12 protein-coding genes are annotated in these 19,063 nt (G+C 54.8%); 4 read left to right on the top strand and 8 right to left on the bottom strand.

Annotation, left to right across the window (positions count from 1 at the left end; genetic code table 11):
* Nucleotides 1–3: 3 nt before the first annotated feature.
* Entirely contained in the window at nucleotides 4–1,125 is a 1,122-nt protein-coding gene (locus EP166_RS02205; RefSeq protein ID WP_127555177.1) for a mechanosensitive ion channel family protein, read from the bottom strand.
* A 141-nt stretch (nucleotides 1,126–1,266) separates the two neighbouring features.
* Nucleotides 1,267–1,551, bottom strand: a complete 285-nt coding sequence (locus EP166_RS02200; protein ID WP_127555176.1) for a hypothetical protein — start codon at nucleotides 1,549–1,551, stop codon at nucleotides 1,267–1,269.
* 283 nt (nucleotides 1,552–1,834) lie between these two features.
* Here EP166_RS02200 and EP166_RS02195 point away from each other — a divergent pair, with 283 nt between their 5' ends.
* The gene (locus tag EP166_RS02195; protein WP_127555175.1) at nucleotides 1,835–3,256 is read left to right on the top strand and encodes an adenylate/guanylate cyclase domain-containing protein; all 1,422 of its coding nucleotides are present in this window, start codon (nucleotides 1,835–1,837) and stop codon (nucleotides 3,254–3,256) included.
* Nucleotides 3,253–4,290, top strand: a complete 1,038-nt coding sequence (locus EP166_RS02190; RefSeq protein WP_127555174.1) for a tetratricopeptide repeat protein — start codon at nucleotides 3,253–3,255, stop codon at nucleotides 4,288–4,290. Before EP166_RS02195 ends, EP166_RS02190 begins: the two co-directional genes overlap by 4 nt.
* 4 nt (nucleotides 4,291–4,294) lie before the next feature.
* On the opposite strand, the gene EP166_RS02185 is transcribed toward EP166_RS02190, so the two are convergent.
* Entirely contained in the window at nucleotides 4,295–4,489 is a 195-nt protein-coding gene (locus tag EP166_RS02185) for a hypothetical protein (protein ID WP_127555173.1), read from the bottom strand.
* Between the two features lie 101 nt (nucleotides 4,490–4,590).
* Between EP166_RS02185 and EP166_RS02180 the strand changes: the two genes are divergently transcribed.
* Both EP166_RS02180 and acnB read left to right on the top strand, forming a co-directional pair.
* Nucleotides 4,591–6,537, top strand: coding sequence for a ribonuclease R family protein (locus EP166_RS02180; protein WP_164743778.1), 1,947 nt, complete (start codon nucleotides 4,591–4,593; stop codon nucleotides 6,535–6,537).
* A gap of 330 nt (nucleotides 6,538–6,867) precedes the next feature.
* Complete coding sequence (gene acnB / locus EP166_RS02175; protein ID WP_127555171.1) at nucleotides 6,868–9,459, top strand: bifunctional aconitate hydratase 2/2-methylisocitrate dehydratase; 2,592 nt, start codon at nucleotides 6,868–6,870, stop codon at nucleotides 9,457–9,459.
* 135 nt (nucleotides 9,460–9,594) lie between these two features.
* Here the strand turns inward: acnB and fliD are convergent, their stop codons facing one another.
* The 5 genes from fliD to flgL all read right to left on the bottom strand — a co-directional run bounded on the left by fliD (nucleotide 9,595) and on the right by flgL (nucleotide 19,063).
* Nucleotides 9,595–13,497, bottom strand: a complete 3,903-nt coding sequence (gene fliD, locus EP166_RS02170; protein WP_127555170.1) for a flagellar filament capping protein FliD — start codon at nucleotides 13,495–13,497, stop codon at nucleotides 9,595–9,597.
* Nucleotides 13,498–13,705: 208 nt separating this feature from the next.
* A complete protein-coding gene (locus EP166_RS21415; protein WP_246026198.1) occupies nucleotides 13,706–14,155 on the bottom strand; it encodes a flagellar protein FlaG in 450 nt (149 codons plus the stop codon).
* A 108-nt stretch (nucleotides 14,156–14,263) separates the two neighbouring features.
* Entirely contained in the window at nucleotides 14,264–17,203 is a 2,940-nt protein-coding gene (locus EP166_RS21600; protein WP_127555169.1) for a flagellin N-terminal helical domain-containing protein, read from the bottom strand.
* 189 nt (nucleotides 17,204–17,392) lie between these two features.
* Complete coding sequence (locus EP166_RS02155) at nucleotides 17,393–17,677, bottom strand: hypothetical protein (RefSeq protein WP_127555168.1); 285 nt, start codon at nucleotides 17,675–17,677, stop codon at nucleotides 17,393–17,395.
* Between the two features lie 132 nt (nucleotides 17,678–17,809).
* Nucleotides 17,810–19,063, bottom strand: a complete 1,254-nt coding sequence (gene flgL, locus EP166_RS02150) for a flagellar hook-associated protein FlgL (protein WP_127555167.1) — start codon at nucleotides 19,061–19,063, stop codon at nucleotides 17,810–17,812.

The following is a 19,063-nucleotide window of genomic DNA, read 5'->3' as shown; positions in this document are numbered from 1 at the left end:
CCATCAATTACTTTGCTGAGGTTCCGGGCTTGCTTCCGGCTCGGCTTCGGCCATGTGAATGGTGTGAGTCGGAAAGGCAAATTCGGCCCCATGGCCTTCAACAATATCGATGATTTTCAGCAGGATATCCTGTTTGATTTCATGAAATTCTTTCCACACCACCGTCTTGGTAAAGGTGTAGATGAAGAACTCAATCGATGAAGCGGCAAACTTATTCAGGTGCACCATCAGCAACTGATCCTGATCAATCGCTTCGTGCTCTTTCAACATGGCTTCCACGTCGGCAACAATGGCAGCCACTTTTCCAGCGTCGCAATAACGTACCCCAATGTTCTCGTTGATCCGGCGATTGAACATCCGCGACGGGTTCTCAACCGTGATGTTGGCAAAGGTGGCATTGGGCACATAAATGGGTCGCTTGTCGAAGGTTCTGATGCGAGTCAGACGCCAGCCGATATTCTCAACGGTCCCCTCAATCTCCTGGTCCGGCGACCGGACCCAGTCGCCTACCCGAAAAGGCTGATCCAGGTAGATCATCAGGCCACCAAAGAAGTTGGCCAGTAAATCCTTGGCGGCAAAACCCACAGCGATACCGCCAATACCGCCAAACGCCAGCACACCGGATACGCTGAACCCGAGACTCTGCAGTACTACCAGTGCTGAGGTGATCAGCACAGAAAGCCGCATCAGTTTGCCAAGTGCAGAGGCCGTCGTGGCATCCATGGGCTTTGAAGCGTGGTTCGGGTCCTGAACCATTTCTTCGCCCTTGCGGATGAAACTGACCATAAACCAGGCAAACACCAGCACAAAAGTCACCGACCGTACCGGGTCGACAAAATCGAAAATGGGCTCGTTAGAGACTCGACGAACCACATCCGTCGCCAGCAACAGGCCATTCAACCAGATGAAAAGCCTAACCGGCTTGCGCGCCGCGCCAATCAGCAGATCATCCCAAAAGGTGTTTGTCCTCTTTGCCGATTTTTCCAGCTTGTCGAACACCTTCTTGGTAGCATAACTGACCAGTGTGGTCAGTAACACAATCACAAATACCTGAATGATCCAGGTATGCTCTTTACCGATATTCAACGCGCTGGTCACCCAACTGACCAGTGTTTCCATGTCCATCTGACGTCAGACCTCTAAACCGAATATTGATTAAAACCGGCCCGATAAGACGAGCCCGCCACAGGCATCGCAATGTACCGGCTAAACGTATAAAAGTGTAGGTTGGGATAAAATGGGACGTGCCCGGCGTCCGACAGGCCCCTAGGCGGCGGCTTTGCGAACCGTTGGCAGCCAGCCTGTCATCAGCTTGATCCAGGCATAGGCTGAAATTGAGCCGAACAAAATGACGGTGGACATCTCGAAACCGGAGTCAACCAGCAAAACGATCAGCCCCAACTGAACGGCATACCCGCTGAGCAGGGCGCACCAGCGGCAAAATACGGAGGAACGCGACCATTCGTACCAGCAGACCAGTGGCACAAACAGAAAGGCGACGCCCCATTGGCAAGCCTGAAAGAAAGAGACTAGTGAGAAAGATTCAATCATATGGGCATTCTAACGCCTTTAGGCCCGCCATTACAGGCCTCCAGACGATCTTTAACGTTAACTGACGCACAGTTCAGCCATTAACAGGGCCTATTGACTCATTGGCACTTCCAAATTGTGACGAAAGTCACCATTAGAATCTCCCGGCTCAGCAGTCGGATAAGTACCAGTCAATGACCGGGTGAGTGCAGGCTCACCAGAACCGCCGAGGCATGATAATATTGCCGGAAACAGACATGAGCGCTGCAAAGCGGATTCAACCGGCAAATTACGTGAGCCTCTGATGAAATGGCATTTTGGACACAAGCTCGCCCTGATCATGACCATGCTGGTCTTACTGGCGTCGTGCATTCTTGGCTATACGCTGGTGTACCGACAATTTTCAATGATGCAGACTCAGTTTGTAGACACCGGGAACAGCCTGTCATCGCAGCTGGCGGCCGCCTCGGTTGAGCTTGTGTTCACTGAAGACCAGCTCAGCCTCGCCAGCCTGGTATTTTCACTCAGCGACCAACCCTCTGTCGTCGCCGCCAGCGTGGTAAACCGGGATGGCGACGTGCTGGCAGAAGCCGGATCTTCACTGCCTGCCGTGAATGCAGACCAGGCTTATCGCAGCCAGGGTCAGGTTGAAACCAACGAAGAAACGGTGTGGTTCTATTCTCCTGTTGTGTTCCGGGGTGTCAGCGGCGGTGCTGCCTGGGTAGGTCTCGACCGGTCCGAGATGATTGCCGGTCAGCGTTCAATTGTTCGTTCCGGTATCGTCGTCGTCATTCTGCTGGTGTTATCCATTACGCTTATCGCGATTCGTCTGGGCCAATCGCTGGCCAAGCCGGTACGCGACCTGATAGAGGGGACACGCGCCATCGAGTCTGGCCACTATGGCTTTCGAATTCGTGGCCAGCACCAGGGAGAATTCAGCGACCTGACCCAATCGTTTAACCACATGTCAGCCGAACTGGAACAGAAACAACGGGTTGAACAGTTGTTCTCCCGCTTTGTCAGCGACCCGGTCGCTGCCCGCTACATGGCTCAGGATAATGTCGAACTGGCCCGGGAAGGCAAACGCGTCGATGCCAGCATTCTCTTTGTCGACCTGGTGGGTTATACCGCGTTCAGCGAGGGGCGCCACCCGGAGGAGACCGCCGAAGTGCTCAATCTCTACTTCACCGAGTTCGCCAACACCTGCCACGAATTCCACGGCAACGTCGATAAATACATCGGCGATTGCGCAATGCTCGTGTTTGGCTGCCCGCAATCGGACCCCGAACATCGCTTCCACGCCATGGAGTGCGCCCTGCAAATTCGCGATCGAATCACGGCCATGAACCAGCAGCGCGCTCAGGCCAATCAACCCTGCCTTACGATTCGCGTCGGGGTGAGCGGCGGCACGGTACTGGCGGGTTTGCTCGGCTCTCATGAACGAATGCAATATACGGTCATTGGTGAGCCCGCTAATCTGGCTTCCCGCCTCTGTGACCTGGCAGATTCAGGCCAGGTGGTTACCGACGGAAATTTCTATTCGATGCTCAATCAACGGCATCCCTTGCTTACCCATTCCAATGAATGGCACCAGATCAAGGGTTTGCAAAGCAGTGTGAACGTGTTGACCGTTGATGCCTGGGCCGACGATCCAGCCAAAATAGCCCGCGATGATGCCGGAGCAGATTCTGTTGCCGAGCCAAGTACCGGGGAGTCACAGTCATGATCCGCCTGTTTCTGATGGTAAGCGTCGCCCTGCTGCTGGCCGGCTGCGCGCAGTTTTACGCACAGCAAAGCAATGTCAACGAACAAGTCGATGCCTGGGTTGAAAACCACCAGTACGATAAAGCCCTGGCGACCATTAATGCCATGGACCCCGATCACGAGACGTACCAAGAACTGCGCCAGCGTTCGAGCGTTATTGAACAAAGACGATCCGACTACATCGACGAACAGCTCGACAGCGCCAGCCGCCACGAAGCCGATAACGACTGGGCAGGTGCTATTGCGGTACTGGACGCGGCCCTGGCCAATCTGCCGGAAGCGCCGGAATTACTGTCTCAGCGCCGCGAATACGATCAACGTCGTCTGAACAGCATCAACCGCAGTGAAAATGCCATTCTGCTGGCCCGGGCCCGTTACTTGCTGGCCATTCGCGACAGCGAAGAGAACCTGCTGAAAGCAACGCCCAATAACTTTTTTACCCAGCAACGCTACCGAACCTTTCAACAAGAGCTGAAAACCACTTCACGGCAACTCTATGCCTCCGGCCGGCAAGCGCTGTATGAAAACGACTCGTTTCGTGCGGTGCAGGCGTTAAGCCTGTCGAACCGGCTGTCGCCCAATGAGTTGAGCCAGGAATTACTGAACAGCATTCAGCAGGCCCAGCAGACGGAACGCCAGGAAGCCAGAACCCAGGAGGCGGCTGTCGCTGAACAGCAGTGGCCGCAACTGGAAGAAGCCTTTGCGTTGAGCCTGTCCCTGAACGACCTGACGGGCGCAAGACGCTTGCTCAATGAAATGACGGAACTCGACCCTGAAAAATCGGAGCCGATGCGTGACGAGCTGAATACCCGCCTGGCCAGCGAATCCGCCCTGCTCAAGGAACGGGGTGAATTACTCTACAGCCAGGGTTTTCTGGGCGAGGCGCTGGATGTATGGGAAGAAGCCCTGACTCTGACGCCCAATGACACCGAGCTGCAAGCCAATGCCGAGCGGGCCAGAACCTTCCTGACGAATTTGGATCGCTGGTCAAACTAGTGGCTCAACGGGCTTTAACCTGAACCTCCCCACAACGACTGCACCGTAACCGTGTGACCAGTTTTCCAGCTTTCACATCGAACTGAGGCTGATTATCGACCTCCCAGCGGTGATGGCCATGCCTGCACAGGGTAATAGCTTTGGCTTTTTTCTTTCGCGCCTGCTTGCGAGCGGCGTCCAGCGAGCGAATATCGGCCATGACTGGCTCCTCGAATTTTACCCGCCCAGCTTATCAAAAAGCCGGCCGTTTCCGGTATACTGCGCGCCCACAACGAAATGCGAACCCGATTCAGGTCCTCTATGCTCGATGCCAAAGCCCTCGCCCAGCTTCAATCTCTAAAAAGTGACATCAAGTCCACTACGCCCGAACCTCTGGTCATGCGCGGCACTATTAAGGGGACCGGCCGCAGTTTCGGCTTCGTGATCGCTGCCGACGCCACCGAATATTTTCTACCGCCCGATACCATGGCCAAAGTGTTCCCGGGCGATGAAGTCGAGTTCACTGTTGCGGAAACCACTGAAGGCAAGGTCATTGCCGACCTGGTCACGCTGGTGTCGTCACCACTGACCGAGTTTATGGGCCGCTATGTCGTACGCGGCAAAGCCCAGGGTGTTGAACCCGAAGTCATCGGCCATGCCAAATGGCTATTTGTACCACCCAAAAAGACCGCCGACGCCGCCAATGGCCAATGGGTAAAAGCCAGGGTAACCCGCCACCCCTGGGAAACCGGCAAAGCCCAGGCTGAAGTGATCAATGTCATCGGCAGTGAAGAAGAGCCCGGTACCTGGCACGCCATTGCCATTGAAAAACACCAGTTACCCGGCGACTTCTCAGCCGAAGCACTGGCGGCTGCAGAGGCGCTTGATGAAAGCCTCATCGATGCAGTCAGGGAGGGTCGAAGCGACTTGCGCGACATTCCCTTTGTCACCATCGACAATGCCTCCACCAAAGACATGGATGATGCCCTCTACGCCGAAGAAACCGACGATGGCTGGCTATTACGCGTTGCCATTGCCGATCCGGCAGCGTGGTTCGCGACAGAGTCTCCCCTTGAGACCGAAGCCCGGCAGCGCCTAACCACCACCTACCTGCCTGGCCGCCCGATCAGCATGCTGCCCGAACGCCTGGCCAACGATCTGTGTTCACTGACCCCCAATGCGGACCGGTTGGCACTGGTGTTTCACATCCGCGTCGCCACCGATGGCAGCCTCAGCAAACTGGCCATCACCCCGTCGGTGATACGCAGCAGTGCCAAACTGAGCTATCAGGAAGTCAGCGAATGGCTCGACGGCGCCGCCCCAATTCCGGCTGCTCACTGGCACCTGGAAACGCTCAAACAATGCTGCAAAGCCCTGTTCGACTGGCGCAAGAGCAACGCCCTGATCATGCAGGAACGGCCCGACTACCGGGTTAAAGTCGATGAGCAATTGAACGTCACCAGCGTGGTCAAAGAAGAACGCAACACCGCCAACAGCCTCGTCGAAGAGAGCATGCTCGCGGTCAATCGCATTGCCGCCGCCTGGCTGTCCGAAGACAGCGCCCTGTTTATGACCCACGCCGGTTTTCGGCCTGACCGAGAAGAAGAACTCAAGGGCCTGTTGCGGGAGTTCGCCAACGACGTCGCCGATACCGATGGCCATGAGCCGGAAGGCTTCAAGTCTATTTTGCGCGCTGCTCGCACGGTCGAAAACTTCCCGTTGCTGAGCGTACTGCTAAAGCGACTGGAGCGCGGAGCCTGGTCCAACACCACAGCGCCCCACTTTGGCCTCGGTTTCGACCACTACACCACCGTCACCAGCCCAATCCGCAAATATACGGACCTCGTCCTGCATCGGCTGATTCACGCCAAATTGGCGGGCCAGCCTTTCACTCTGCCCGCCGGGCTGACCGACGACCTCAACGAGCGTCTCGGCAACAGCCGCAAAGCCGCCAACGAAGTTGAAAACCGCCTGCGTCTGGACTGGCTTAGCCAGCAACCTGAGCAGACCTGGCAAGCCACCGTTGTCCATATCAACTCAGGCGGCATCATCGCCCAACTCGACGACAACGGAGCTGCCGGCTTTATCGACCTGCGCGGACAAAAGAAAAAACTGAGCTATGACCCGTTGCGCATGATGATGAAGGGTGAAGACAAGAGCTTTATGCTGAACCAGCCGCTGGCAGTAACCATCGCCAAAATTGAGGGTGATAAGCTCGAATTGAGTCTGGTGGAAGAAAGCCAGCCAGACCCTGGCGTCTCGAATTAACACCAATCAACCCTTGCCGTCGGCAATTCATGGTATTCGACCGCTGAGATAACCAAAGGAGTGCCAGGTACGCCTGGCACCGGGGTAGTGACGATCGACGCGCGCGATTACACAATGGATTTCGGACTCAGGCCAGCCACCCTACTATTCACCTCATGAATACAGGGTATAAGGTACCATTACTTAACTTTTGTGCTGTTTTTCACTAAACTGCGCCTCGCTTATGCTCAGCCAGTCCCGGTTGTTGACGCATGCGTCCGGTGTTTCAGGCAACCCGTTGCCCTGCCGGCTCAGCCGCGCCGCAACCCCTTCACTGTTGGAGAATTAACCGTGCTAGAAGCCTATCGTAAACATGTCGAAGAGCGTGCCGCTCTTGGCATCCCCGCCAAGCCGCTGACCGCCGACCAGGTAACCGCGCTGGTGGAGCTGCTGAAAAATCCGCCTGCGGGCGAAGAAGCCTTCATCAAAGATCTCATCGTCAACCGGGTACCACCCGGCGTTGACGAAGCGGCCTATGTAAAAGCCGCTTTTCTCTCGGCCATCGCCAAAGGCGAAGCCGAGTGCCCGCTGATCGACGCCGCAGAAGCCGTGCAACTGCTCGGCACCATGCAGGGTGGTTACAACATCGAAACCCTGGTTGGCCTGCTGACTGACGACAAACTGGCTGAAGCCGCCGCTGAAGAGCTGAAACACACCCTGCTGGTGTTCGATGCCTTCCACGATGTCGACGAGCTGGCCAAAGCCGGTAACGCCGCTGCCAAGAGCGTCATGCAATCCTGGGCTGATGCCGAGTGGTTCCTGAACAAGCCCGACGTCCCTGAGAAACTGACTCTGACCGTGTTCAAAGTCACCGGTGAAACCAACACCGATGACCTGTCACCGGCGCAGGACGCCTGGTCACGCCCGGATATCCCGCTGCACGCCCTGGCCATGTACAAAATGAGCCGCGACGGCCTGACCCCCGACAAAGAAGGCGAAATCGGCCCAATTCAGCAAATCGAAAAGCTGAAAGAAAAAGGCCACTCCATTGCTCTGGTGGGCGATGTGGTCGGTACCGGTTCCTCGCGTAAGTCGGCCACCAACTCGGTGCTGTGGCACACCGGTGAAGACATGCCGTTCGTGCCGAACAAGCGCACCGGTGGTTTCGTGCTGGGCAACAAGATCGCTCCCATCTTCTTCAACACCATGGAAGACTCCGGCGCCCTGCCAATTGAAGTGGACGTCAACGAGCTGAACATGGGCGACGTGATCGACGTCTACCCTTTCGCCGGCAAAGTTGAGCGAGATGGCAACGTCATCGCCGAATTCCAACTGAACACCCAGGTGCTGCTCGATGAAGTACGCGCCGGTGGCCGTATTCCGCTGATCATCGGCCGTGGTCTGACCGACCGTGCCCGTGAAGCCATGGGTCTGGAACCCAGCACTGTCTTCCGTCGCCCGGGCGCGGTAGCCGACAGCAAAGCCGGTTACACCCTGGCCCAGAAGATGGTCGGCAAGGCCTGTGGTTTGGAAGGCGTTCGCCCGAACCAGTACTGCGAACCCAAGATGACCACCGTTGGCTCACAGGACACCACCGGCCCGATGACCCGCGATGAGCTGAAAGACCTGGCGTGCCTGGGCTTCTCGTCCGACCTGGTGATGCAGTCGTTCTGCCACACAGCGGCCTACCCAAAACCGGTCGACATCGAGACCCAGCACACCCTGCCCGACTTCATTAAGAACCGTGGCGGTGTCTCCCTGCGTCCGGGTGACGGCATTATCCACTCCTGGCTGAACCGCATGTTGCTGCCCGATACCGTCGGTACCGGTGGCGACTCCCACACCCGCTTCCCGATGGGCATCTCCTTCCCGGCCGGTTCTGGCCTGGTTGCGTTTGCTGCGGCCACTGGCGTTATGCCGCTGGACATGCCGGAATCGGTTCTGGTGCGCTTCAAAGGCAAGCGCCAGCCTGGCATCACCCTGCGCGACCTGGTGCACGCCATTCCTTACGCCGCCATCAAAGAAGGCCACCTGACCGTTGAGAAGAAAGGCAAAAAGAACGTCTTCTCCGGCCGGATTCTGGAAATTGAAGGCCTGGAAGAACTGACCGTTGAGCAGGCATTTGAGCTGTCTGACGCTTCAGCAGAACGCTCCGCCGCCGGTTGCACCATCACCCTGGGTGAAGACTCGGTTGCGGAATACCTGCGTTCCAACGTCGTTATGTTGCGCTGGATGATCTCCAACGGCTACGGCGATGCCCGTACCCTGGAGCGTCGCGCCAAGGCGATGGAAGAGTGGCTGGCCAACCCGAGTCTGATGCGTGCCGACAAAGATGCCGAATATCACACTGTCATCGAAATCGACATGGATGAAATCAAAGAGCCGATTCTCTGCGCCCCGAACGATCCGGACGATGCCCGGACCCTGTCTGACGTCGCTGGCGAGAAAATCGATGAAGTGTTTATAGGCTCGTGCATGACCAACATCGGTCACTTCCGCGCCGCCGGCAAGCTGCTCGACGCCCACAACGCGCCGATCGCCACTCGTCTGTGGGTTTCCCCGCCGACGAAGATGGACCAGGCCCAGTTGATGGAAGAAGGCTACTACAACATCTTCGGCCGCGCCGGTGCCCGCACCGAAATGCCGGGTTGTTCACTGTGCATGGGTAACCAGGCACGGGTAGCGGCCAAGTCAACCGTGGTTTCCACTTCAACGCGGAACTTTCCGAACCGCCTGGGCGATGGTGCCAATGTGTACTTGGCCTCTGCCGAACTGGCCGCCATTGCCGCCCTGAACGGCAAACTGCCAACACCAGCCGAGTACCTGGAAATCGCCAACAAGATCGACAGCATGTCAGCGGATATTTACCGCTACCTGAACTTCGACAAGATGGAAGATTTCATCAAAGCTGCCGATTCGGTGATTGCTACTTCAGCGGCTTAATTGGCCGAGTGAAACGAAAAAACCCGCCTCGGCGGGTTTTTTTATGGCTAAGATTCAGAGGTCTGATTCCAGCACTGCCCTTTCCACCCTTCTCTCAACCATCGAGGGTCTACGTTAGGGCGAAAACGGCAGCGGTTACTGCTTACCAGTAATACCCGCCGCCAAAATCTCAAACTGCTGACTTAAGAAATCCTCAGTTGTTTTTAACTGGGCCACGATCTGGTCGTTGAACAAAAATTTGGCTTTCAGGCGCTTCTCCTGGGCTTCCAAACGCGCATCGAGACGCTCTCTGTCTTCGGTGATCCCTTCCATATCCCGCTCCAGAGCTTTCTCGCGACCAGTAATCAGCCCACTGCTGTCCAGAAAACTTTTCATGGTTTTATCCAAGCGGGCGAAAATGCCTTCGATCAGCGACACACTGCCACGGTCGCCGGTGCCTGAGCCTTCGACCCGGAGTACAAGGCCTGCTGCAGGGTCTTTGGTTCCAACTGCGTCTTTACCCTTAACACCCTGGGTAGAAGTGGTAAAACCAAAGACATCGATTGCCCCTGCGTCTATTTCAGAGACGCGAACCGTCGACTCAGCACCTTTGCTAACTGAGAAAATACCGAATGTTGAGGTGTCCGGATCATACTGAACGTCGACAGCCTTATTGTTACCCGCCAGTGTTGCGTCTGCGTTAATCGCTCGTTTCAGCTCAGCGGCCAGAGCATTGCCAGTCGTATACACACCGCTATTCAGGGTGATTTCACCCGATGTCTGACCGTCGATAACCACTTTTAGGTTGTCATTCGTCCCATCGATCGTCACCGGACTCGTGAAATCAGCGCCGGTGCCACCCAACAAATACCCATTGGTGGCGCCTTCATTGCCCTCACGGGCAGTCAGCAGCTGACCCCTACCCGTTGCTTCGACTCCATTGATGGTGCCCTTCACATCCTGGCCACGCGCGGGTTCTGATTCATTACCGGTATTCAATGAAAACCCCAACTGAGCCGCCGCTGTCAGATTGACGGCATCAAACTGAACCTGGGTATCGTTGCCAAAACTGACGACAAAACGACCATTTCCGTCGTCGTTCTGCTCGTAACTGACGTTGGCCTGGCTATCAAACCCCTGGTAATTCCCAACAGCCAGGCCAAAGCCATCGGCACCGTTGATCAATGGTCCCTGATCGGACAGCCCCAGCGAACCAGCACCCGCAGTCTCGGAAAGCTCAATCATGGCACTGGCACCGTAGGTGGCCAGCGTCGGCTCTCCGTTTTTGGACAACGTCTCAAAATAGAGCTGACCGCTGCTGTCCAACCGAGCCTTCACATCGCCCGCCTGAAACTCCCCGCCACCACCAGCCTGCGACAAACCAGTATCAAGCGCCTGCTGGATAACAGCCAGATTCGAGACTCCATCATTGGAGCCCGTGGTGCCATCGCCATCGACGGTCACATCAATTTCCACACCGTCAACCGTTAAACGGAACGTCGCCGGGCTGGCACCAAAATCAACGCCGGTCGACAAATCCACACTACCCGACGCTGTTGTCGCACCCATACCGTCTTTGGTGATCACCAGGTTTTGACCTGAACCGGTAGCGTTCGTCGTCAACACCAGGCCATCACTATCCAGCGAAGCAGTAATAACGCCGGCACCCAGGGCTCCATCAATCGCGTTTTGGATATTACCAAGGGTATTGCCTTCCGTTTCCGCATTCACATTAACGGTGTAATCGGTACCATTGAGCGAAAACTGGATCTGCGATGGGTCACTGGCAAAATCGACGTTGGTGCCCAGAACACGGCTGCCTTTGGTGGTTTCAGCACCGGCAGCACCCGCAACGACATTGGCATCCGCGTTAATCTGATCCTGAATTGCCTGGGCCAGCGCCTCACCCGTTTCATACGTACCTGCGGGGACTGTTATTGCACCGCTGGTTACCGATGACTGGCGGTTACTGTAACTAAGAGAGAACTCAGCAGGATCTGCCAGGGTGACGCCACTACCGCTCAGCCCTGCTTGTAGGCCGAGCGGGTCGGTACCAGAGGCAGTAATATTACTGATCTCAATGGATTGCGCGCCGGCGTCAGGCTCGGTACGGAACACCAATCGATTCGCACTGTTAAACTCAGCCCTAACAAAGCCGGTTAACCCCGCCCCATTCAATTCAGATTGAATGTAGGCCAGTACATCATCACGATCACGCTCTGTCGTGACTTCACCACTGGTGTTGAGCACATCACTCCAGTCCTCATCCAGCGTAATGGTTACGGGCGAGGGAGCACCGGTGCCGGTGACTGCCAAATCGAAACTCAGTGTATTGGTGCTGAAATCAATACCTTCATCAGGGTTGACAGCTTGGGTACCCGGGAGGGTAGAGGCAGCGAAACTGGCATCATTCAGGCCACTGAAATTTTGTCCGGCAACCTGGCCAGTGCCAGCAGGCGCCAACCCCAGGGTAGCGGCCAGTGTGGGGTCAACTGACGATATGTTAACGGTTGAGGCTGACCCAAAGCGGGATGAAGTAATCGCGAGGCTTTGAGTGGTTGCATCAAAATTGACGGTCGCAGATTGACCGGAATCCACGAACGCTGTATTGATGGCTGATTGAAGCATCAGCGACAGTTCGTCGCCATTGGCATAATTGCCCTGCTCGAGTACGACGGTACGTTCCGTACCATTTAACTGCAACGTGAATTCATCGTTACTGCCGCCAATGACCAGATCGCTACCAAAATCCAGGGCATCGGAACTCAAACCCTGCCATTTGGCCTGGGTTGCAGCCTTTTCGATAAACACATCATACTGGCCAGGCTTGGTTTCGCCACTTTGGGTGACATACCGAATTTGGCTATCGGAGACTTCCTGTTGGCGAGCAAGCAGACCCGCCATCGCATCGGCATTGGCATTTAATGCCGCCTCGAACTTGGTGCGGTTGAACTGGAACTGGAAATTCTGAGTCTGGTCCGTCTCCAGGCCAACATCGGCCAGGCTTCGGAAATTGGCACCCGTCAGGTTGTCGACAATAGCGTTCAATCCGCTGCGCAACTGACTGTAGGTGCTGCGCAGCGTAGAATCACCCAGCAGCAGACCACCCTGATTGGTATCAGGATCGAATTTATTGACCTCATCATAGACAAACTTGAATTCGTTGAAGGCCTCAACGAAGGCCTCCATCTTATCCGCCACATCGCCGGTGTTGCGGTTGACGTTGAGGTTGATGCTACCCGTCGTTTCCTGGTTGACATTAATCGTAACGCCACGAATCACTTCGCTCACCTGGTTACTGGCTGAGGTAATCTCCAAACCATTGACCCGCAATTGGGCATCTTCGCCGCGCTGGGTTTCACGCAGGTTGCTGTCAGGGTCGTTCTGAGCAGCATTGTAGGCCAGTGACTGTATGCCAGCATCGCCAGTAGCGACGATCTCCATGCTCGATTTTTCACCGGTCTTATCGCTCGACATCAGCAAACGGTATCCGGAGCCATCGAATACAAGACTCGCCGTAACGCCCTCTACGTTTTTGTTGATGGTGTCTCGTAAACCAGACAAGGTGTTGTTTTCTGAGGTGATATCAATACTGAAGGACGCCAGATCGGCATTCTTTTCGAATCCGGCATAGTCACCGGTCACATCGTCGTATGACGTCGTGCCGAAATTAAACGTCAGCGTGCCGGTTCCAACCGTGTCACTCACGGATGTATAGGCTTTACTGGCTAACGTATGGGCGCTCGCGACCTGATCGACCGCAACACGGTAATTGCCAGGCTCGGCGGTGGAATTGGTGGTAGCGGTGAGGGCTGAATCGTCACTGCTGGTTGCCGTAGTGCCCCGAATAAGATTGTTACTGGAAAGCGCAGTAGCGGCGCTTTGCACTTTATCAAGCGCGCTGCGAACTTCGCCATAAGCAGTGATTTTGGCTTCAACCTCGGCTTCTTTGCGATCGAGACGCAATTCAGTCGGTGCGCGTTCGGCCTCGATAATGCTTTCGACCAGCTCACTGGTCAGCAAGCCTGAACCGATACCAAGAGACTCAATACTCGCCATGATTCACCCACTCGCTCAAATGTTCAGAACCTGCAAACAGAAAAACAGGATACTCAAGGTATCGGCTAAAATCGCCAACCCTTGATACCCTGTTTGTAAGTTTCTGTAGCGGCGAGCTGAGAGTTTGAAGCTGCAAGCTGCGAGTTTGGAGCTATGAGCTAAAAATCTTTAACTCAAAACTAACAGCTCGCAGCTAACAGCTTTCCCTTCAAACCTGCGCCGAAAACAGCAATAACGGCTCTTCTTCATTCAATTTCTGGGCCAACGATACGGCTTCTTCGTTGGGAATTTGCCGAATCAACTCATCAGTCTGTTTGTCGTAAACCCGAATGATGGTTAAGCCTGCGTCTTCATCCAACTGGAAGTTCAGCTTTCGCTCCGTGTTTTGAACGTAATCGTTCAGCGTTGCCACGGCCTGCTCTAACTCCTCAGCGCCTGAAGCTTTGGCCGGGCCCTGCCCTGCCATGTCTTCCTGTGCTTTGGTGTAGAGGCCGACAGGCGACAAAGCGTTCTTGCCGTCTGCCTGTTTCACAACCTCTGCCGGTAACCTGTTGCCGCTTTCGCCCTGAGGCTGTTGCGGCTTTGCCGTTACCGAACGGCTTTCAGGTGTGGAAGGCCGAGCATTCAGTGCCGCGTTATAGCCACTAAAATCACTCATCTTTAAACCTCCGGTCACACTCAGTTAATCAGAGTGGGTCGCCTCCCTTCTGGTGCCTTACTCCGGTTAGGAGGGGAACCAGGGCTGGGAGCCGACCCGGCTACCGGATTAACCCAGCAGTGACAACACCTGCTGCGGCCGCTGGTTGGCCTGGGCCAGAATCGAGATACCGGCCTGCTGCAGTACCTGAGTACGAGACAGCTCAGCGGTTTCAGCCGCGAAGTCCGCATCCCGGATTCGAGAGTTGGCTGCTGTCAGGTTCTCAGCGGTGATCGCCAGGTTGCTAACCGTAGACTCAAAGCGGTTCTGCAGAGCACCGAGTTCAGCACGCTGGCTAGCTACAGTTTGCAGAGCGTTATCAATTGCAGTAATCGCAGCCTGAGCACCTTCAAAGGTTGAGATATCAACATCTTTAAGGAACTGTCCGTCTTCACCACCACCGTATGAGCCAAGTCGCAAACCCAGGTCCTCTACAGCCGAAGCCCCATTGGTGCCAGCTTCAATGCTAATTTCACTAGCAGACTCAAGAGAGACCGTGCCATAGGTTGTCTCATAGACAAATGCTTCAGCGTCTGCTTCTGCGGTAAGCCCTCTTGATGCTTGCATCTCATCAAAACGTGCCTCACCAATCCCATCAACCGCAGAATCCAAACCAAATAGAGCACCAATATTCGGGCCTTTCTGGGTGTCATCGCTGACGTCTTCAGCACCCACTGTGTTGTTATCAATGGCGACGGATATATTACGGCCATCTGCTGCCGTTAGCGTCAAAGAGACGCCATTATCGACCGCTGTTACACCTGTCTTTCCTGATGCAGCATTAATTGCTTCAACAGTATCAGCTTTTGCCTTATCCAGATCTACATTGCCTGTTCCATCGTCTTGAAGAGACAAAATACCCAGGCTAATGCCGTTGATGAATAACTCAGCGCTATCGCCAACGGCATAGCGATCACCATTCACATTAGATCCATCTCCACCGGTAACCTCAGTTGCATTGGTTTCAGCGGTCACACCTGTTGCATCAGACACGGCGTTTATTGCAGCGGAGATTGCAATGGCACTTTTGGATTTGTCAGAGGAAACAATCGTCGCGCCGGTTGATGACGTCGTTGCGCTAGCAGTGTCAGCTGACTCAATAGCCGCACCGATAGAGACACCGTTTATCGCGAGATCACCAGCACCCAGTCCTTTTTGCACCCCTCCAGATACAGTTACAGACTCATTAGCGCCGGTAAATACCTCAGCAGCCGTAGCTGAAGAGTCAGTGACCGTTACAGTAGCTTCTTTGCCATCTGTGGACACGAACCTGATATCACCAGCCAAAAAGGCTGTATCGGTACCATCAGCAGTCACGGTTGTACCGTCAACGGTTACATCCAGTTCTGAAGTCGCAGCGCTTGACGCGAAAGTAACCTCATCGGCGCTATAGTTACGAATGCTGGCACTGATGTTCCCATCACTATCCAAAGAGGCCGAAATTTCAATATCAGCCGCACTGAAGTCTGCAGCGTTCAGCTTGTCGACCAGTGCAGCGTTGTCGTCACCGGCTTCCAGGGCAATCGCAACGCCACCAACAGTGATCGTGTCAGCCGCCGTTGCTGCAGTGAGATCAAGGGTCGCATCAATCTGCTCCCATGCCTGAATGTTTGCTCCTGCGGCATTGAGCTGGGTTGAGATGTCGCTCAAGGTGTCACCAGCAGTTGTCGCCGCTGCATAGGTCACACCATCTTGTTCGACTGCTAACGTTAAGGCAGCAGTTATTGGTGCTGTAGCGGTACCAACAGTGTTGGTTAAAGTACCACCTAGCCCCAGTGCGGTTCCTGAAGTATCTCCAGTGGTTTCAGAAGACACAATCGCTGCAGTCCCACGCCCGAATGTACCGGCCTTCAAGCCAGCATTTTCCAAATTGCCCAGGCCAGTGCCGTCACCACCATCGATTTGGATCTGCTGAGTATCCCCACGAGCGACCAGTGTGTAGCCACCCTCGACTGTGTTACTGAAAACAGTAGCATCGTTGGGGTCTTCAGTTAGACCACCCATCAAACCTGTTGCCTGATTGAACGTTGTTTCATCAAGTGTCGTTAAATCGTCGGTATCGATGGACAAAGTAATGTTCCGACCATCTTCTGCCACAAGCTGAATGCCATCTGCATCTGTTTCACCAGATACAGCAATCACACCTGTTTGCTCCGAAACAGCGTTAATCGCCTGGGCTACAGAGGCTCTCGTTGATGCTGTATCTGTAGAAGTAGTGAAGTCAATACTTACGCCGTTTAGTGTAAACGAACCACTACCAGCGGTGCCGGTCATCGAGGAGCCTGCTGCCAAGTTTTCATTGGCGAATGCTTCCACACCGGTTTGATCGCTGAATTTATTAATAGCAGCTGCTTTTGCAATAGCAGATGCCCCAGCATTAGCAAAAGAAGCGGTATCATCGCCAGCTTGTGAGGCGGTTATCGAGACACCATTTAGAGTCAAATCACCGTTAGAAATAGCGCGGTCAGATCCAATGGCACTTACACCAACTTGATCGGATGCGCCGAGGCGACCCGCTGTCAATTCACCAATCTGAACATCAACCGTCTGGCCAGCGTTCGCACCGATCTGGAACGTGCCATTAAAGTTACCATCGAACAGGTTACGACCGTTAAAGTTGGTCTCATCGGCTGTACGGGTAATCTCGGCAACCAGAGCACTCACTTCCTGCTGCAGGGCCACACGGTCTTCATCAGAGTTAGTGGCGTTGGCTGACTGAACCGCCAGTTCACGAACCCGCTGCAGGTTATCGGTCATTGAACCCAATGCACCTTCAGCCGTTTGTGCCAGTGAAATACCGTCACCGGCATTCCGAATGGCTTGGTTCAGACCTCGGGTCTGGGACTCGAATTTAGTGGAAATCGCAAGACCGGCGGCGTCGTCTTTGGCACTGTTAATACGCAGACCAGAAGACAGGCGCTCCAGGGCCGTACTGTTCGCGCTCTGAGAGCTGTTCAGGTTACGCTGAGCATTCAGCGAGGCGATGTTGGTGTTAATAATCTGGGGCATGATTCTCTCTCCTACGCTGTCCCGGAGGCCGGATGGCTCTGACCGTCAGCGATGTTCGCTCATTTACAATTGTGTTAACGGCGGAGGAAGAGAAAGCTTTTAGAGTTTTTTGGAATAAAAAGTGTAGTTTTTAGTATTTAGACGTGAGCTGCGAGCAAAAGAAGATGTTGCTACGACTTTCCAGCAACGTTAGAGCTTGCCGACGTCTTTATACCGGCCGGCTTTAGCTCTGCTTCGGGCTGCATTGGGCTGTTGCACGAGGGTATCGAGGATCGAGAGGCTTTCATTTTCGAACAGGGCACGATTTTCCCGGATGACGGCTTGAACTTCGTTTAGCAGGGCTTCGGCGCGGGCTTTTGATAGGGTTTGCAGGGCTTCAACCAGCGCTTCCTGCCAAGCCGGGAGTGTGACGGCAAGGCGGTCGGGCTGTTCGAGTGTCGCCTGAAGCCGTGTCACCAGGATGTGTTGTGCCACCGATACCTCCAGGATATGAAGCCACAAGGGCCTGATTTCGCCCCTGCATCAGAACTAAGCAGGGTTGGGAGTGACTGACATAGAGCATAACGGAACGACAAGACTCTATGCCAGCAGCTTGTCGATCTCCGTTTAGATAAAGTCGAACAGACTGAGTCGACTTGTCTGCGCAAAGCTCTGCTGCGCTGCCTGCAGAATGAAGCTCTCCATCTGCAACCGGCTGACCGCTTCGGCGAAATCGAGGTCTTCTATGCCGGATTTGATGTCTTTTGCGGCCAGTTTGTTGTCGGCATGCTGATTCATCACGCTTTCAGAGGTATTCATACGGGCGCCAATACGCGCTCGGACCTGGGAAACATTCTCAATGGTTTTGTCGAGATTGTTGAGCGTTTGACTGATGTTAGCGTCATAAACCTCATCAAAACCGGTGCCCGGAGGGTAGTTCTCCAGTGCAAACAAGAACTTTTCGAAGGTCGTAAGCACGCCCTGTTTGTTGCTGGATTCGATGATGAACTGATCACCCGCGTTTGGGTTGCCGGTGATGTTAACCGAGACGCCGCCTACCTGAATGGGTGAACCAGGGTTATAGGTCACGTTTTGCAGGCCTTCGAGCACCCGGCCATCGGATTTGCGGCGTACGGTGAAGTTTTGCTCTGGAGGATCGACATCGAGCGGGTTTTCGAAGCTGATGACGGCATCCTCCGGGTAGAAGGCATCGAGCTTTTCCTGATCCAGCGTGATGCCCGCCGAAACAATGCCCGGTGGGTTGCCGGTGTTTTGCGGATTGGCATAGCTGGTAAAGCTGGTTTTGTCGGACGGAATGTCCATAAATACGTCTTTACCGGAGTCGCTGGAGGCCAGGGTAATGGTCTGGCTAACCTGCAGGAAGCGCACACCTTCGTCGCCCTGATAGCCATAGCCACCGCCCGGATTCTCAACAAAAGGCTGAGTGTTGCCTGAAAAACCGGCAAACAGGTATTCACCGCTGCCGTCTTTGCTGTTCATCAGGTCGTACATCTCTTCCACGCGCTCACGTATCTCAGCGGCGATGGCTTGCCTGTCTGACCCGGTGAGTACACCCGCGTTACCGGCCTTGACGGCCAGTTCACGGATGCGGGCGACGCTGTCTTCCACAGCACCAAGCACACCCTCTTCTTGCTCCAGCCGGGCATCGAGCAAGGTAATGTTGCGCTCGTACTGGTCCATGAGCGCGATTTCCTGGTTCAGCTGCAATACGCGCGAGGCCCCTACCGGGTCATCGGCAGGGGTTAATATGCGTTTGCCTGTACTGATCTGCTCTTGCGTTTTGTTCAGGTTGGTTTGCAGTTGCAACATGTCGTTGACCGGCCGCTGGTAGATCCAGTAAGTAGACAGACGATCACTCAT

The sequence above is a fragment of the Saccharospirillum alexandrii genome, assembly GCF_004000275.1.
Lineage (GTDB): Bacteria > Pseudomonadota > Gammaproteobacteria > Pseudomonadales > Natronospirillaceae > Saccharospirillum > Saccharospirillum alexandrii.
The sequence above is the reverse complement of the archived record's forward strand: the minus strand, read 5'-3'. Positions and strand labels throughout refer to the sequence as shown.

Excerpts from the sequence above, each read along its gene's own strand:
- EP166_RS02205 (WP_127555177.1), bottom strand. The coding sequence starts at position 1,125 with ATGGACATGGAAACACTGGTCAGTTGGGTGACCAGCGCGTTGAATATC.
- EP166_RS02185 (WP_127555173.1), bottom strand. The coding sequence starts at position 4,489 with ATGGCCGATATTCGCTCGCTGGACGCCGCTCGCAAGCAGGCGCGAAAG.
- fliD (WP_127555170.1), bottom strand. The coding sequence starts at position 13,497 with ATGGCGAGTATTGAGTCTCTTGGTATCGGTTCAGGCTTGCTGACCAGT.
- EP166_RS02200 (WP_127555176.1), bottom strand. The coding sequence starts at position 1,551 with ATGATTGAATCTTTCTCACTAGTCTCTTTCTTTCAGGCTTGCCAATGG.
- EP166_RS21415 (WP_246026198.1), bottom strand. The coding sequence starts at position 14,155 with ATGAGTGATTTTAGTGGCTATAACGCGGCACTGAATGCTCGGCCTTCC.
- EP166_RS02195 (WP_127555175.1), top strand. The coding sequence starts at position 1,835 with ATGAAATGGCATTTTGGACACAAGCTCGCCCTGATCATGACCATGCTG.
- EP166_RS02190 (WP_127555174.1), top strand. The coding sequence starts at position 3,253 with ATGATCCGCCTGTTTCTGATGGTAAGCGTCGCCCTGCTGCTGGCCGGC.
- flgL (WP_127555167.1), bottom strand. The coding sequence starts at position 19,063 with ATGAGTGATCGTCTGTCTACTTACTGGATCTACCAGCGGCCGGTCAAC.
- EP166_RS02180 (WP_164743778.1), top strand. The coding sequence starts at position 4,591 with ATGCTCGATGCCAAAGCCCTCGCCCAGCTTCAATCTCTAAAAAGTGAC.
- EP166_RS21600 (WP_127555169.1), bottom strand. The coding sequence starts at position 17,203 with ATGCCCCAGATTATTAACACCAACATCGCCTCGCTGAATGCTCAGCGT.